Raw genomic sequence first — 13,230 nt, forward strand, 5'->3', positions numbered from 1 at the left:
GATCTTTCGTCTGAGGGGGATCCTCGTGAGGGGAGAACCGCTCGATAGTGGGGATCCCTGTACGCCACTCGCCGATCGGCCTGTCCCACCGAGTCCGATCCACACCACACCGACCTAGTGCGGAGGGTGCTGCGAGGATTGACTCGGAATGCTGGGACGACCGGGCGCCCGTGGCTGGGTGCAAGCATACTACTCTGTGGCCGATCGCGCGCAGGTCCCCCTTCCGCGAGTCGCGACTGGCGCTCACCGCGTCGGATGCGGGCGGTAACGTACAGCACACGACAAGGGCCACACGACCTCGGAGGTGACCGTGCTCGGAACGATGCTGGACACGCCACTGCTCGTGTCCCGGATCCTCGAGCACGCGGCGGAACGACACGGTGGGTCCACTGTCACCGGATTCGTCGGCGACCTGGAACCCCGTCCGGTGCGATACGACGTGCTGGCCTCCCGCGCGGCCGCCACCGCGCACGCCCTCGCCGGGCTCGGGGTACGACCCGGCGATGTGGTGGGCATCCTGTCCGGCAGCCGCACCGAGGTCGTCGAGGCGATGTTCGCCCTCCCCGCGATGGGCGCGGTCGCCCTCCCGGTGAACGTCCTCCGCTCGCGGGAGTTCATGCTCTCCGTCCTGAGCGACAACCGGGTGTCGGTCGTACTCGTCGACCCGGAGCTGCTCTCCTCGGTACTCCCGGTGGCCGCGCAGCTCGATTCGCTGCGCCACCTCGTCGTCGTCGACGGTCAGGTACCCCCAGACCTCGGCGAGCTCGATGCCGACGTCCACGCCCTCGAGACCCTCCTCGACGGCCAACCCACCACCTACCCGTGGCCCGACCTCGATGAACGCTCCGCCGCGGCGATCGCCTACACCTCCGGCACCACCGGCGCGTCCAAGGGCGTCGCCTACACCCACCGGTCCATCTGGCTGCACTCCATGCAGATGTCCATGGCCGAGAGCGCGGCCCTGCGCAGCGGCGACACCGTCCTGACCACCGTGCCGATGTACCACGTCATGTCCTGGGGGCTGCCGTACGCCGCCTTCATGACCGGCGCCGGCCTCATCACCGCGCGACCACGGCCCGGCCGGGTGCTCACCACCGGCCACGACATGGCCGACCTGCTGCGCACATACAGGCCGAACAAGATGGCCACCACACCGGCCACCCTCCAACGGCTACTCCGGCGGCTGGAGAACCATCCGCAATCGATCGCGCATCTCAGCGAGGTCTTCGTCGGCGGATCACCCGTCCCCGAGGCCCTGTTCGACGCGTTCGTCGAGCGTCACGGGGTCACGATCATGCAGGCCTACGGACTCACCGAGTCCAGCCCCATCGCGACGTTCGCGCGACCGGACCCCCACTCCTCCGCGACCCGGCGACGCGCACAGATGCTCGGTCAGGGACGGTTCCCCGCCGGAGTGAAGGCACGCATCGTGGACGGCGGCCGGGTCCAGCACAACGACGGGTGGTCCGTCGGCGAACTCCAGATCCGCGGCCCGTGGGTGACGGCCCGCTACCTCGGCGACGAGGCCTCCGATCGCTTCGTCGACGGATGGCTACGCACCGGGGACGTGGCCAGCATCTCCCCCAAGGGCTACCTCGACGTGGTGGACCGGGTCGACGACATCATCGCCTCCGGCGGTGAACTGATCTCGACGGTCGAACTCGAACACGCGGTCCTGCTCGACGACCGGGTCGCAGAGGTGGCCGTGGTCGGTGTCCCGGACGAACGCTGGGGCAACCGGCCGCTCGTCCTGGTCCAGCTCAAGACCGGGGCGACCGCGTCCGCCCGCGCCCTCTGGGAGGGTCTCGAGGGCGTCGTGGAGAACTGGAAGCGCCCGGATCACTGGGCTTTCGTCGACCACATCCCGCAGACCACGGTCGGAAAGTTCGACAAGATCAGGATCCGGGCGCGCCACGCCGCGGGCGACTACGAGATCACGACGATCGCCCCGGAGGCGTCCGACTGAATCCCTCCGACGGGGTCTCGAAGGGACGCTCTACCGATCGGACGGGGCGTCGCCCGACCGGGTGTCAGTCTCCGGCCACGACCCGGGCACCGTCCGCGATCTGCAGGTCCAGCACCGTCCATCCCTGCGCCGCGGCATCGGCGCGCAGGTCGGTCGGCAACCCGTCGGTGCCCAACACCAGCACGGTCGGGCCGGCGCCGGAGACCGTCGCCGCGAGACCCCGCTCACGCAGTCTGGTGACCCACTCGGTGGTGCCGACCAGGGCCGGGGCCCGGTAGGACTGGTGGAGCCGATCCTCGGTCGCGGCCAGCAGGAACTCCGGATGGGCCGCGAGCGCGACCGACATCAGCGCGGCGCGGCTCGCGTTGAAGGCCGCGTCCTCGTGCGGGACGGTGGCCGGGAGCAGGCCGCGGGTCTGCGCGGTCGACGACGTCTCGGACGGCACCAGAACGGTGGCGACGATCGAGGGATCCACCTCCATGCGGACCGCACGGTAGTGCACGCCGGTCGCCGAGCGCTCCGTCCACGACACCACGACCCCGCCGAGGACACTGGCCGCCGCGTTGTCCGGGTGGCCCTCGAACTCGCTCGAGAGCTGGACCAGGTGGTCGTTCGTCAGCACCCCGCCCATCAGACCGTTCGCCGCGACCAGTCCGCCGACCGCGGCGGACGCCGACGACCCGAGACCGCGGGAGTGCGGGATCGCGTTCCGGCAGGAGATCCGTACGCCCGGCACACCCACACCACCGGCACGCAGCCCGGCCTCGACGGCCTTGGCCACCAGGTGCGAGGCGTCCTCGGGAACCTGACCGGCGCCCTCCCCCGACACCTCCAGCTCGAGGCCGGAGTCGATCGTGGTCACCGTGATCGTGTCGTACAGCCCCAGGGCCACCCCGAGCGCGTCGAAACCCGGCCCGAGGTTCGCGCTGGACGCCGGTACCTCGATCGTGACCGTGCGCCCGACCGGCAGGATGTGCCCACCCGAGCTGCCGAAGACCTCCGGGCCGGGACCGCTCACCTCGCTCACTGCAGGCCGAGGGCGCCGGCGACGGCCGACGGATCCACCGGGATGGCCTCGACCTCGGGCATCCCCAGCAGGGCGGTGTCGGGGTCCTTGAGTCCGTTGCCGGTCACGGTGCACACGATGGTCTGTCCCGCCTCCAGCTCACCGCCCGCGTGCGCGTCGAGCAACCCCGCCACCGAGGCCGCGGAGGCGGGCTCGACATAGACGGCATCCTTGCCTGCGACCATGCGGTACGCCTCGAGGATCTGCTCGTCGGTGCGCTTGCGGAACGTCCCCCCGGACTCGTCGCGGGCGGTCACCGCGCCGTTCCACGACGCCGGGGAGCCGATCCGGATGGCGGTGGCGATGGTCTCGGGGTTCTTGACCGGGGCGCCGTCGACCAGCGGTGCGGCGCCGGCGGCCTGCACACCCATCATCCGCGGGCGGGACGAGATGATCCCGTCGGCGTGGTACTCGGTGTAACCCTTCCAGTACGCGGTGATGTTGCCCGCGTTGCCGACGGGCAGGAAGTGCAGGTCGGGGGCGCGCCCGAGAACATCGACGATCTCGAACGCCGCCGTCTTCTGTCCCTCGATCCGGACCGGGTTGACCGAGTTGACCAACCCGATCTCGGCGTAGGTGGCGGTGGTCTTGCGGGCCAACTCCAGGCAGTCGTCGAAGTTGCCGTCGACCTGGATGATGGTGGCCCCGTGCATCACGGCCTGGGCGAGCTTGCCGGCGGCGATCTTGCCCTGCGGGATGAGCACGGCGCACTCCATCCCGGCACGGGTGGCAAAGGCGGCCGCCGATGCGGACGTGTTGCCAGTCGACGCGCAGAGGACGGCCTTCTGGCCGCGAGCCTTGGCATCCGTCACCGCCATCGTCATGCCCCGGTCCTTGAAGGATCCGGTCGGGTTGAGGCCCTCGACCTTGAGGTACACCTCGCAACCCGTCACGGCGGACAGGTGGGTCGCGCGAATGAGCGGGGTCCCGCCCTCGTAGAGCGTCACCGGCTCCCAGTCGTCCCCGATCGGGAGTCGGTCGCGGTAGGCCTCGATGAGGCCGGGCCACCGGCTGTGCACGGGCTGGTGGGTGTTGCTCATTCGGTGTCCACTCCCTCGAGACGGATGACGCTGGTGATGGCCGTGACGGCGTCCTGATCCGACAGTGCTGCCACGGTGTCGGAGAGCGCGCGCTCCGACGCCCGGTGGGTCAGGACGGTGAGCTCCGCGGAGGGCTCGACATCGTCGAGCTCGGTCTCCGGCAGTTCGACCTCGGTCTGTCGCACCTGTGCGATGGAGACGCCGTGCCGCGAGAACTCGGCGGCGACGAGGGCGAGCACGCCCGGCTTGTCGGCGACCCGCATGCGCACGTGATAGCGCGTCGAGATCTCGTCCATGGAGGCGACCGGAAGAGCGGCGTACGTCGACTCCCCCGGGGCGCGACCCGCACCGACCTTGTTGCGGGCGGCGGCGACCATGTCGCCCAGGACCGCGGAGGCGGTCGGGGAACCTCCCGCACCCTGACCGTAGAACATGAGTCGACCGGCGGCCTCCGCCTCGACGACGACGGCGTTGAACGCCCCGTTCACCGTCGCGAGCGGGTGGGTGTTGGGCAGCAGCGCCGGGTACACGCGCGCCGACACGGCCTCGGACCCGTCCGACTGGGTGAGCTTCTCGCAGATGGCGAGCAGCTTGATGGTGCAGTCCATGTCGCGGGCCGACTCGAAGTCGTCCGGCGAGATCCGCGAGATGCCCTCGCGGTAGACATCCCCGGCGGTGACGCGGCTGTGGAACGCGATCGACGCGAGGATGGCGGCCTTGGCGGCCGCGTCATACCCCTCGACATCGGCCGTGGGGTCGGCCTCGGCGTACCCGAGACGGGAGGCCTCCGCGAGGGTCTCCGAGTAGTCGGCCCCGGTCGAACCCATCTCCGACAGGATGTAGTTGGTGGTGCCGTTGACGATCCCCAGCACGCGCTCCACCTGGTCGCCGGCCATCGATCGGCGCAGCGGGCCGATCACCGGGATAGCACCGGCCACGGCCGCCTCGAAGTACAGATCGGTGTGCGTGGAGTCGGCCACCGCCGCCAGTTCGTCCGTGTACTCCGCGAGCAGCGCCTTGTTGGCCGTCACCACGGCCTTGCCGTGACGCAGCGCCTCGAGGAGGAGCGGACGCGGCACGTCGATGCCGCCCATGAGCTCCACGACGACGTCGACGTCGTCGCGCGCGACCAACGACGACGGGTCCGCGGTGAGCAGGTCCGGATCGAGCCCGCGATCCTTGGTGAGATCGCGCACCGCCACGCCGCGGAGGGCCAGGGGCGCGCCGATGCGGGCCGCCAGTGCGTCGGCGTTCTCGGTCATGTAGCGGATGACCTCGGATCCGACGGTGCCCATCCCGAGCACCGCCACCCCCACGGGTCGCACGCCTGACGCGCTTGCGTCGCTCACTGTCCCACCTCCAGGCTCGTCAGATCGTCCAGGGTCTCACGGCGCAGCACCAATCGTGCCCGCCCGTCGCGCACCGCCACCACGGCGGGTCGCCCGATCATGTTGTATCGGCTCGACATGGAGTAGCAGTATGCGCCCGTGGCCGCGACGGCCACCAGGTCACCGCCACCCACGTCCTCCGGCATCCACAGGTCGCGCACCACCACGTCGCCGCTCTCGCAGTGTTTGCCGACCAGCCTGGACACCACCGGCTCGGCGTCTGACGAGCGTCCCACCAGCCGGGCGTCGTAGACGGCGTCGTACAGGGCCGTGCGGATGTTGTCACTCATCCCACCGTCGACACTGATGTAGCGCCGGTTCTCCCCGCCCGCGAGCTCGACGTCCTTGACCACGCCCACCTCGTACAGCGTGACCGTGCCCGGGCCGGCGATGGCACGACCGGGCTCGACGACCAGCGTCGGCGGGACGAGCCCGGCATCCCGGGCGAAACCCTCGACGATCTCCCGCAGGGACGCCGCCAACTGGGCCACCGGCGGCGGATCGTCCGACGAGACGTAGCTGATGCCGAGACCGCCGCCGAGATCGAGGTGGTCGAGCTGAGCTGTCCGCTCGGCGCCGAACTCGTCGACGATCTCGCGCAGCAGTCCGATCACCCGTCGCGCCGCGAGTTCGAACCCGTCGATGTCGAAGATCTGGGACCCGATGTGACTGTGCAGCCCGGTCAGCCGGATGTTCGGCGCGTCGAACACCGCGCGGACGGCCTGCATTGCCGCACCGCCCGCGAGCGAGAAGCCGAACTTCTGGTCCTCGTGGGCGGTCGCGATGAACTCGTGGGTGTGGGCCTCGACACCGACCGTGACCCGGATGAACACGTCCTGGACGACGCCCTCCTCACCGGCGATCCGGTCGAGCATCTCGATCTCCGACATCGCGTCGATCACGACGTGGGCGACGCCACTGCGGACGGCCAGGCGCAGCTCGTCCGCTGACTTGTTGTTTCCGTGGACGGTGATCCGTTCGGGCGGGAACCCGGCCCTCAGCGCGATCGCGAGCTCGCCGCCCGAGGCGACGTCCAGCCCCAGCCCCTCCTCGGCGACCCAGCGAGCAGTCTCCGTGGTCAGGAACGCCTTGGATGCGTAGTGCACGCGGTCCGCCCCGCCGAACGCCTCCGCCATCTCGCGGCACCGGGAGCGGAAATCGTCCTCGTCGATCACGAACAGTGGCGTACCGAACTCCGCGGCGAGCTCGCCCGCGGTGACACCCGCGAACTCCACCACTCCGTCGTCGCGCCGGTCGGCACCGCGTGGCCACACGGAGGGCGCCAGTGCCATGATGTCGTTCGCGTCGGCGGGCCGCTCACCGATCCCCGGCGCGTGCGGGACCTCGTGCCGGGCCCCGGCGGGGTGGGCGCTCACATCTTCTCCGGTGCGCTGACGCCGATCAGGCGGAGTCCGTTCGCGAGGGTCTGCCGGGTGGCCGTACTCAACGCGAACCGGGCGGCGTGCAGCGGGCCCGGCTCCTCGTCACCCATCGGCAGCACACGACAGGTGTCGTAGAAGCGGTGATACGCGGCGGCCAACTCCTCGAGGTAGCGCGCGATACGGTGGGGCTCGCGCAGGTCCGCGGCGCTGGCGACGACCCGGGGGAATTCACCGATGGTGCGGATGAGCGCACCCTCCCGGTCCTCGGTGAGCAGCGCCAGGTCCGCGCCCTCGGGGGTGACCCCCAGATCGGCGGCGTTGCGCGCCAGGGAGCAGAGACGGGCGTGCGCGTACTGCACGTAGAAGACGGGGTTGTCGTTCGTCGCCGACGTCCACAGCGCCAGGTCGATGTCCATCGTCTGGTCGACCGAGGACCGGATCAGCGCGTACCGCGCGGCATCGACGCCGATGGCGTCGACGAGGTCGTCGAGCGTGATGACGGTTCCCGCCCGCTTGCTCATCTTGACCGGGGCGCCGTCCCTGACGAGGTTGACCATCTGACCGATGAGCACCTCGATCGTCGCCGGGTCATCGCCCAGGGCCGCTGCGGCGGCCTTGAGCCGGGCGATGTACCCGTGGTGGTCGGCTCCCAACATGTAGATGCACAGGTCGAAGCCGCGTTCGCGCTTGTCGAGGAAGTAGGCGATGTCACCGGCGATGTAGGCGGCGTCGCCGTCGGACTTGAGAACCACGCGGTCCTTGTCGTCACCGAACGCGGTGGACCGGAGCCACCAGGCGCCCTCGGATTCGTAGAGGTTCCCGTTGCCCTTGAGCGTCTCGATCGCGCGGTCCACCGCACCGGAGGTGAACATCGAGTTCTCGTGGGTGTAGACGTCGAAGACGGTTCCGAACTCGGCCAGCGAGTTCTTGATGTGGCTGAACATCAGGTCCACGCCGACCGCTCGGAACGTCTCGAGGGCCTCGGACTCCGGCTGCTCCAGCACGTCCGGGTGCTCGGCGACCACGTTCGACGCGATGTCCTGGATGTACGCCCCCGCGTAGCCGTCCTCGGGGGTCACCTCGCCGCGAGCAGCCGCGGCCAGCGAACGGCTGAAGCGGTCGATCTGCGCACCGTGGTCGTTGAAGTAGTACTCACGCGTGACCGCTGCGCCGGAGGCCTCGAGCACACGACCGAGGGCGTCACCGACCGCCGCCCAGCGTGTTCCGCCCAGGTGGATGGGCCCGGTGGGGTTCGCGGAGACGAACTCCAGGTTCACCCGGCGGCCGGCCATCGCGTCCCCGTTGCCGTACTCCTCGCCCGCGGAGAGCACGGTGGCGACGAGCGAGCCCTGGGCCCCGGAATCGAGACGGATGTTGAGGAACCCCGGTCCCGCGATCTCGGCCGAGGCCACGCCCGGGTCGGCCACCAGCGCGGTCGCGAGATCCTGCGCCAGTTCGCGAGGGGCCGACCCCACCTTCTTGGCCAGTTGGAGAGCGATGTTCGTCGCGTAGTCCCCGTGCTCGGGGTTGCGCGGCCGCTCCACCGTCACCGACTCCGGAACGACCGACGTGTCGGCCCCGCGGTCGGCGAGAACGGAGATGAGGGCGGCGCGGATGACGGCGGCGAGATCGGCGGGAGTCACGTCTTCCTATCCTAGGTGTCGGCACGTCGCGGGGGGAATCGGACGTCTGCCCGGGCGACCCGTCCGAGCCCCGACGGGCCCGATGCGGCCCTGCCCGACCGCCGGTGCTACGATCAGTCTCGCTGTTCGAGCGATCCCCGCCAGTGCGGGGCGTCCGCTGGAGCGGCCTCCGGCCCGTGAGGGTCGGTATCCCGCCCTCGTAGCTCAGGGGATAGAGCGTTGGTTTCCGGTACCAAAGGTCAGGGGTTCGATTCCCTTCGGGGGCACAAGCAAAACGAGAAGGGCCCGGGCAATTGCCCGGGCCCTTCTCGTCTCTCCCGCTCCGCGTCAGGTGGGCCGGGTGATTCCGTCCACCTCACCGATGCGGTCGACGATTCGCTCGTAAATGTCGGTGAGTGCGAGTACCTCGTGCTCGGAGAGCACGTCGATGAACAGCTCCCGGACCTTCTCGACGTGCTTGGGGGCCACTGACGCGATCGCCTGGGCGCCCGCCTCGGTGAGGGTGACGACGGTCCCGCGACCGTCCTCCGCGCATTCTCCCTTGGCCACCAGGCCGCGCCCCTCCATACGCCGGACCTGGTGAGAGACCCGGCTGCGGTCCCAGCCGAGTGCGGCGCCGAGTTCCCTCGCCCGGAGTCCCCGGTTGTCTGCCTCACTGAGGCTCACCAGAACCGAGTAATCGGATTGAGACATCGAGGCGTCCCGCTGGAGTTGGCGCTCCATGGCGAGTTCGAGCAGTTGGTTCACATCGCGGTACCGGCGCCACATGCGCTGCTCGTCATCGCTCAACCAGCGTGTCTCCGTCATGGGGCTATTACAGCACGACGACCCACTCGGCATTCCTCCACCACCGCTCCGGGGCGCCCGCCGCCGTCAACGGCGTTCACTCGCGATCGGCGCCAGACCTCTGCATGACGTGGGTGTGTGCGCCCCCGATGCCCGCGAACCGGGCGCGGTCGCACGTGAGCACGATGACCTGTGACGTCGCCGCAGCCGCGGCGATGACCGCTCCCATGGTGAGTCGGCGAGAGGGATCCGTATAACCCATGGTGTCGTCGAGGAAAACGGGGACGCCGTCGTCACCGACGAGTCGCGCACAGGCGATCCGGACGATCACCGCCAACTGCTCCCTGGCGCCCCCGGACAGCGATTCGTAGTCGACGGTCACATCCCCGACCCGCCTGGACAGGATGGTCAGATCCTCGCCGAGCCTGACGTCGAAGTCACGCCCGTACACGAGGGAACCGAGTTCGACGACCGCCCTGTGGAACGGGGCCTGGTACGCGAGCAGAGCCTCCGATCGACGCGCCGCGAGTGTGCGGTGGAGCAGGTCCGCCGCACGGGCTCGGCGCCACAGCGCTGCATTCTCCCTCTCCGCCGCCTCGAGTTCGCGCTCGGCGGAAGCGACCCCCTCGAGCCGGCCCTGGTCGCCGATCGCGTTGACCCGGCCCATCGACGTGGCGACGGCAGCAGCCGATTCGCGTTCCTCGGCGGCCAGTGAGGACAGTGAGGCCCGGGCGTTGTCCAGCAGACCGGGCGGCGCGTCGGCGAGCGCCTCGTCCAATTCCGCCTTCGCCTCCCGTGCCTTCCCACGGGCGGTCTCTGCCCGGAGGCGCGCCTCCCCCGCCCTCTCCTCGAGGCTGAGATCCGGGGCGGCGTCACGCGCGGCCGACAGCGCCTCCCCGCACTCACCGTGCCGGCCGGCTGCCTCGTCTGCCAGTGCGATACGGGTCGCGTACTCGGTGCGGAGTGTTTCGGCCTCGGCGGATGCGGCGCGATCCTCCGCCCTGCAGCGGACGACCGATTCCTCCGCGGCGGCGTACTCGGTCTCCGGATCACCCTCCCCCTCCGCGACGGCCCCGCCTTCCCGCCCCTCCGCAACCTGGCCGGACGGCACGGTCCCGGCCGGGACCCGTGAGCGCAGGTCGTCCCGCCTCGCGGTGAGATCATCCGCCGTCTCGCCGCCGAGGAGGTCCGATCGCCGTCGACGCAGTGCCTCGATCTCGGCACGCAGGGCGCCCGCCCGCCGGGAGCGTTCCTCCGCCTCCGTGGGGTTCTCCACACCGAGCTCCGCGAGAAGGTGGTCCAGCCGGAGGCGAGCGGACTGCTCGTCCCGTCGGACGGAGTCCGTGTCACCCGCGGGGACGACAGTCAGCGAGACCGTCCCGACCTCGAAGACGGTGTCCTCCACGATCTCGTGCGTCCACCCCGCAGAGGCGTCGAGTCCCTCCCCTCCGACCCGGAACTCGCCCTCACCGGTGATCTCCACCCGGGGAGCACTGGCTGCGGACCGGATGACGGCCTCCCGCAGCGTCTCGTCCGCGCGGCGGATGGCGTCGACCGAGTCATCGGCGACGTCGACCGCGGCGAGCTCCGCCTCCTTGCGGCGCAGCTCGTCCCCCACCTCTGTCAGGGTCCCGAGCAGTCGTTCCAGGTGCTCGAGGTCCGCACGCCTGCGGTCGCCCTCCTCGACCGCGCGTGCGGCATCGAGGCGGGTGCGGGCCCGGATCACTCGCTTCTCCGCCGCCTCCAGTTCGGCCCTCGCCCGACGGGCCCGCTGCTGGGCGGGTTCCAGCCTCTCGGCCGCGGTGGCGGCGGCCGCCCGCAGATCGGTCTCCCTCCGCTGTTCGGTCATCGCCCTGTCGATGAGTTCCCGACGCTCTCGTTGCTCGCGCAGCGCGGCGTCATGCGCGGCCACCGCCCGGTCGACCTCGGCATCGGCGGATGCGCTGACCCCTCTGAGGTCCGCGACTGCCCGGCCCGCGGCCTCGAGACGCCCGACTTCCTTCTCGAGCGTGGCGAGCGAGTCGAGTCGCGCGCGATGGACTGCGGACCGGGCTTCGTGGTCCGCGACCGCCGCGTCGAGTTCCGAGTGCCGGGCCCGTGCCTCGGAGAGCGCCGCACGTGCCTCGGTGAGCCGGGACTCCGACCGCGCCAGGTCACCGGTCGGCTCGCCCCGCCGCGCAGTGAGATAGCGATTGCGTTCCTCCGCGACGCGCTCGACCAGCGAGTCGTCGCCGGTCGGGTCCTCACCGCCCGCCGCGGCGTCCAACGCGCGGCGGAGAGAGTCCATACCCTTGGCCGCGTCGACCTGGCCCAGAGGTTCGTCCTGGGCTATGCGCAGGGCGCGCCACAGTGACCTGTCGACCTGACGGTCCAACAGGTCGCGGACGAAGTCGTGGGCGTCGTCTCCCGCCATCGCCGTGCGTGCCGAACCCGGGAACTCGAGGGAGGTGCGTTTGCCGCGGACGAACTCCTTGCGGTAGCGCATCCGTTCGCCGTCGACGGAGAACTCGGCCTCCACCACCACGGGGACGTCCCTGCCGACAGGGCTGGCGGCCTTGATCTCGGCACGCCCGGACGAGGCCTTGTGCTCGAGCAGCATCTCGAGGGCGTCCATGAGGCTGGTCTTCCCCGACTCGTTGGGGCCCTCGATCACCAGCACCCCACGTGGGGGCAGGTCGACCTCTTCGCGCACCACCCCGCGGAAGTCCTCGATCGTCAACCGGTGCAGGATCATCGCGTTCCCCCGTCCACGAGCCGGTACAGCAAGCTCAGGGCGTGCCCGGCATCCTCGGCGTCCACCCCGCCGGTGGCCGCCATGTCGACGAGGTCCGCGACCGCGCGACCCGCGTACCCGTCCACGAGATCCGTGAAGTCCGAGTCCTCCGCGCGGACCACGAGGTGGGTACGTGACTGGCGCAGGTACGCGGAGGCGAACACCGCGTCCCAGGTCTCCAGGAGCGCATCGATCCGCGCGCGCAGGGCCACCCCGACGGTGCCGGTCAGCCCCAGTTTCAGCACGGTGCGCGGCTTGTCCTGCACCGCCTCGATCCGCTCGGCGAGGGAGTCGAGGTCCCCGTCCGTATCGATCTCCGCGTCCACCGCCAGGAAGGACCACCGGCCCGTCGCCAGCGGGGTGACCTCGCACGCTCGCCTCTCCCCCGACGGACCTCTCCCACCGAGCTCGACCAGCAGGACGTTGCCGGAGTCCTTCTCCACGTCGTCGAAGTCCGTGGTCTCCGGACTCCCCGAGAACCAGATGCGCCCGCCGGAGCCCACGCGGGTGACCGAGTGCCTGTCCCCGAGCGCCACGTAGTCCAGGCGGCGGGACTCGATCGCCTCCTCCAGCGAAGCCACGGCGATCGCCTCCACCGACGGGGAGTGCCCTCCGTAGATCTCGTCGGTACCCCCGTGCGCCACGAGGACCCGCACGGAGTCAGTGGGTTCGAGAGACGCCAGAAGCGCCGGTAACCGCGAGGGGTCCGGGCGCTTGGACGTCCACGGGACGCCGACCACCTCGACGCCGGGGACGATCTCGACCGGGCCCGAACCGTCGAGGACCACGACGGCCCCGCCCTCGAGCGCCGGGGAGAAGTCCCTGCACCGGAACACCGAGGACACGTCCAGTGGGTCGTGGTTGCCCGGCAGCACCAGCACCGGCACCGGGAACGCGGACAGGGCCTCGACCGCGCGGAGTACCACCGACCGGGGCACCGCGTTGTCCTCGAACACGTCGCCCGCGACCACCACGAACTGTGCCCCGTGTCGCTCCGCCAACCCACCGAGTGCCTCCACGGCCGCGAGCCTGTCCGCCGTGAAGACGGCCTGGGACTCGTCTCCGAGGAACCGCCGGGTCATACCGAGCTGCCAATCGGCTGAGTGGAGGAATCGGATGGCGTCGCCGTCCCGTGGGTTGGTCATGGCCGCATCGTAGGACGCGGGTCCGACAGGCTACGCATCGG

At 70.5% G+C, this 13,230-nt stretch carries 9 protein-coding genes and 1 tRNA gene; 2 read left to right on the forward strand and 8 right to left on the reverse strand.

All coding sequences use genetic code 11. From position 1 onward, the window contains the following. Window positions 1-304: 304 nt before the first annotated feature. Window positions 305-1,966 (forward strand): long-chain-fatty-acid--CoA ligase, encoded by a 1,662-nt coding sequence (locus VZF99_RS09045; RefSeq protein ID WP_407334569.1) that lies wholly within the window; start codon window positions 305-307, stop codon window positions 1,964-1,966. 64 nt (window positions 1,967-2,030) lie between these two features. Here VZF99_RS09045 and thrB read toward each other — a convergent pair whose 3' ends face one another. Genes thrB through argS form a run of 5 tightly spaced genes read right to left on the reverse strand, consistent with a single transcriptional unit; the run spans window position 2,031 to window position 8,485 of the window. Next, on the reverse strand, window positions 2,031-2,993 hold the full coding sequence (gene thrB, locus VZF99_RS09050) for a homoserine kinase (protein WP_120283601.1): 963 nt from the start codon (window positions 2,991-2,993) through the stop codon (window positions 2,031-2,033). After that, the gene (gene thrC, locus VZF99_RS09055) at window positions 2,990-4,072 is read right to left on the reverse strand and encodes a threonine synthase (protein WP_120283603.1); all 1,083 of its coding nucleotides are present in this window, start codon (window positions 4,070-4,072) and stop codon (window positions 2,990-2,992) included. The genes thrB and thrC overlap by 4 nt, the downstream gene beginning before the upstream one ends. Beyond that, entirely contained in the window at window positions 4,069-5,421 is a 1,353-nt protein-coding gene (locus tag VZF99_RS09060; RefSeq protein ID WP_067718363.1) for a homoserine dehydrogenase, read from the reverse strand. Before VZF99_RS09060 ends, thrC begins: the two co-directional genes overlap by 4 nt. After that, the gene (lysA, locus tag VZF99_RS09065) at window positions 5,418-6,836 is read right to left on the reverse strand and encodes a diaminopimelate decarboxylase (protein ID WP_120283607.1); all 1,419 of its coding nucleotides are present in this window, start codon (window positions 6,834-6,836) and stop codon (window positions 5,418-5,420) included. The genes VZF99_RS09060 and lysA overlap by 4 nt, the downstream gene beginning before the upstream one ends. After that, on the reverse strand, window positions 6,833-8,485 hold the full coding sequence (gene argS, locus VZF99_RS09070) for an arginine--tRNA ligase (RefSeq protein WP_120283609.1): 1,653 nt from the start codon (window positions 8,483-8,485) through the stop codon (window positions 6,833-6,835). Before argS ends, lysA begins: the two co-directional genes overlap by 4 nt. Window positions 8,486-8,678: 193 nt before the next feature. Between argS and VZF99_RS09075 the strand changes: the two genes are divergently transcribed. Then, window positions 8,679-8,751 (forward strand) — tRNA-Arg (locus VZF99_RS09075). A gap of 61 nt (window positions 8,752-8,812) precedes the next feature. Here VZF99_RS09075 and VZF99_RS09080 read toward each other — a convergent pair. The 3 genes from VZF99_RS09080 to VZF99_RS09090 form a co-directional block, all read right to left on the reverse strand. After that, complete coding sequence (locus VZF99_RS09080) at window positions 8,813-9,292, reverse strand: MarR family winged helix-turn-helix transcriptional regulator (RefSeq protein WP_067718370.1); 480 nt, start codon at window positions 9,290-9,292, stop codon at window positions 8,813-8,815. A gap of 76 nt (window positions 9,293-9,368) precedes the next feature. Beyond that, window positions 9,369-12,005, reverse strand: a complete 2,637-nt coding sequence (locus VZF99_RS09085) for an AAA family ATPase (protein WP_407334570.1) — start codon at window positions 12,003-12,005, stop codon at window positions 9,369-9,371. Beyond that, a complete protein-coding gene (locus tag VZF99_RS09090) occupies window positions 12,002-13,189 on the reverse strand; it encodes a metallophosphoesterase (protein WP_096905245.1) in 1,188 nt (395 codons plus the stop codon). The genes VZF99_RS09085 and VZF99_RS09090 overlap by 4 nt, the downstream gene beginning before the upstream one ends. Window positions 13,190-13,230 lie beyond the last annotated feature (41 nt).

It is taken from the genome of Dietzia kunjamensis (genome assembly GCF_045689975.1).
In the GTDB taxonomy this organism is placed as follows: domain Bacteria; phylum Actinomycetota; class Actinomycetes; order Mycobacteriales; family Mycobacteriaceae; genus Dietzia; species Dietzia kunjamensis.

What these genes read in the sequence shown, in the direction of transcription:
- thrC (WP_120283603.1), bottom strand. Translation starts at nt 4,072, where the DNA reads ATGAGCAACACCCACCAGCCCGTGCACAGCCGGTGGCCCGGCCTCATC.
- VZF99_RS09080 (WP_067718370.1), bottom strand. Translation starts at nt 9,292, where the DNA reads ATGACGGAGACACGCTGGTTGAGCGATGACGAGCAGCGCATGTGGCGC.
- VZF99_RS09085 (WP_407334570.1), bottom strand. Translation starts at nt 12,005, where the DNA reads ATGATCCTGCACCGGTTGACGATCGAGGACTTCCGCGGGGTGGTGCGC.
- VZF99_RS09090 (WP_096905245.1), bottom strand. Translation starts at nt 13,189, where the DNA reads ATGACCAACCCACGGGACGGCGACGCCATCCGATTCCTCCACTCAGCC.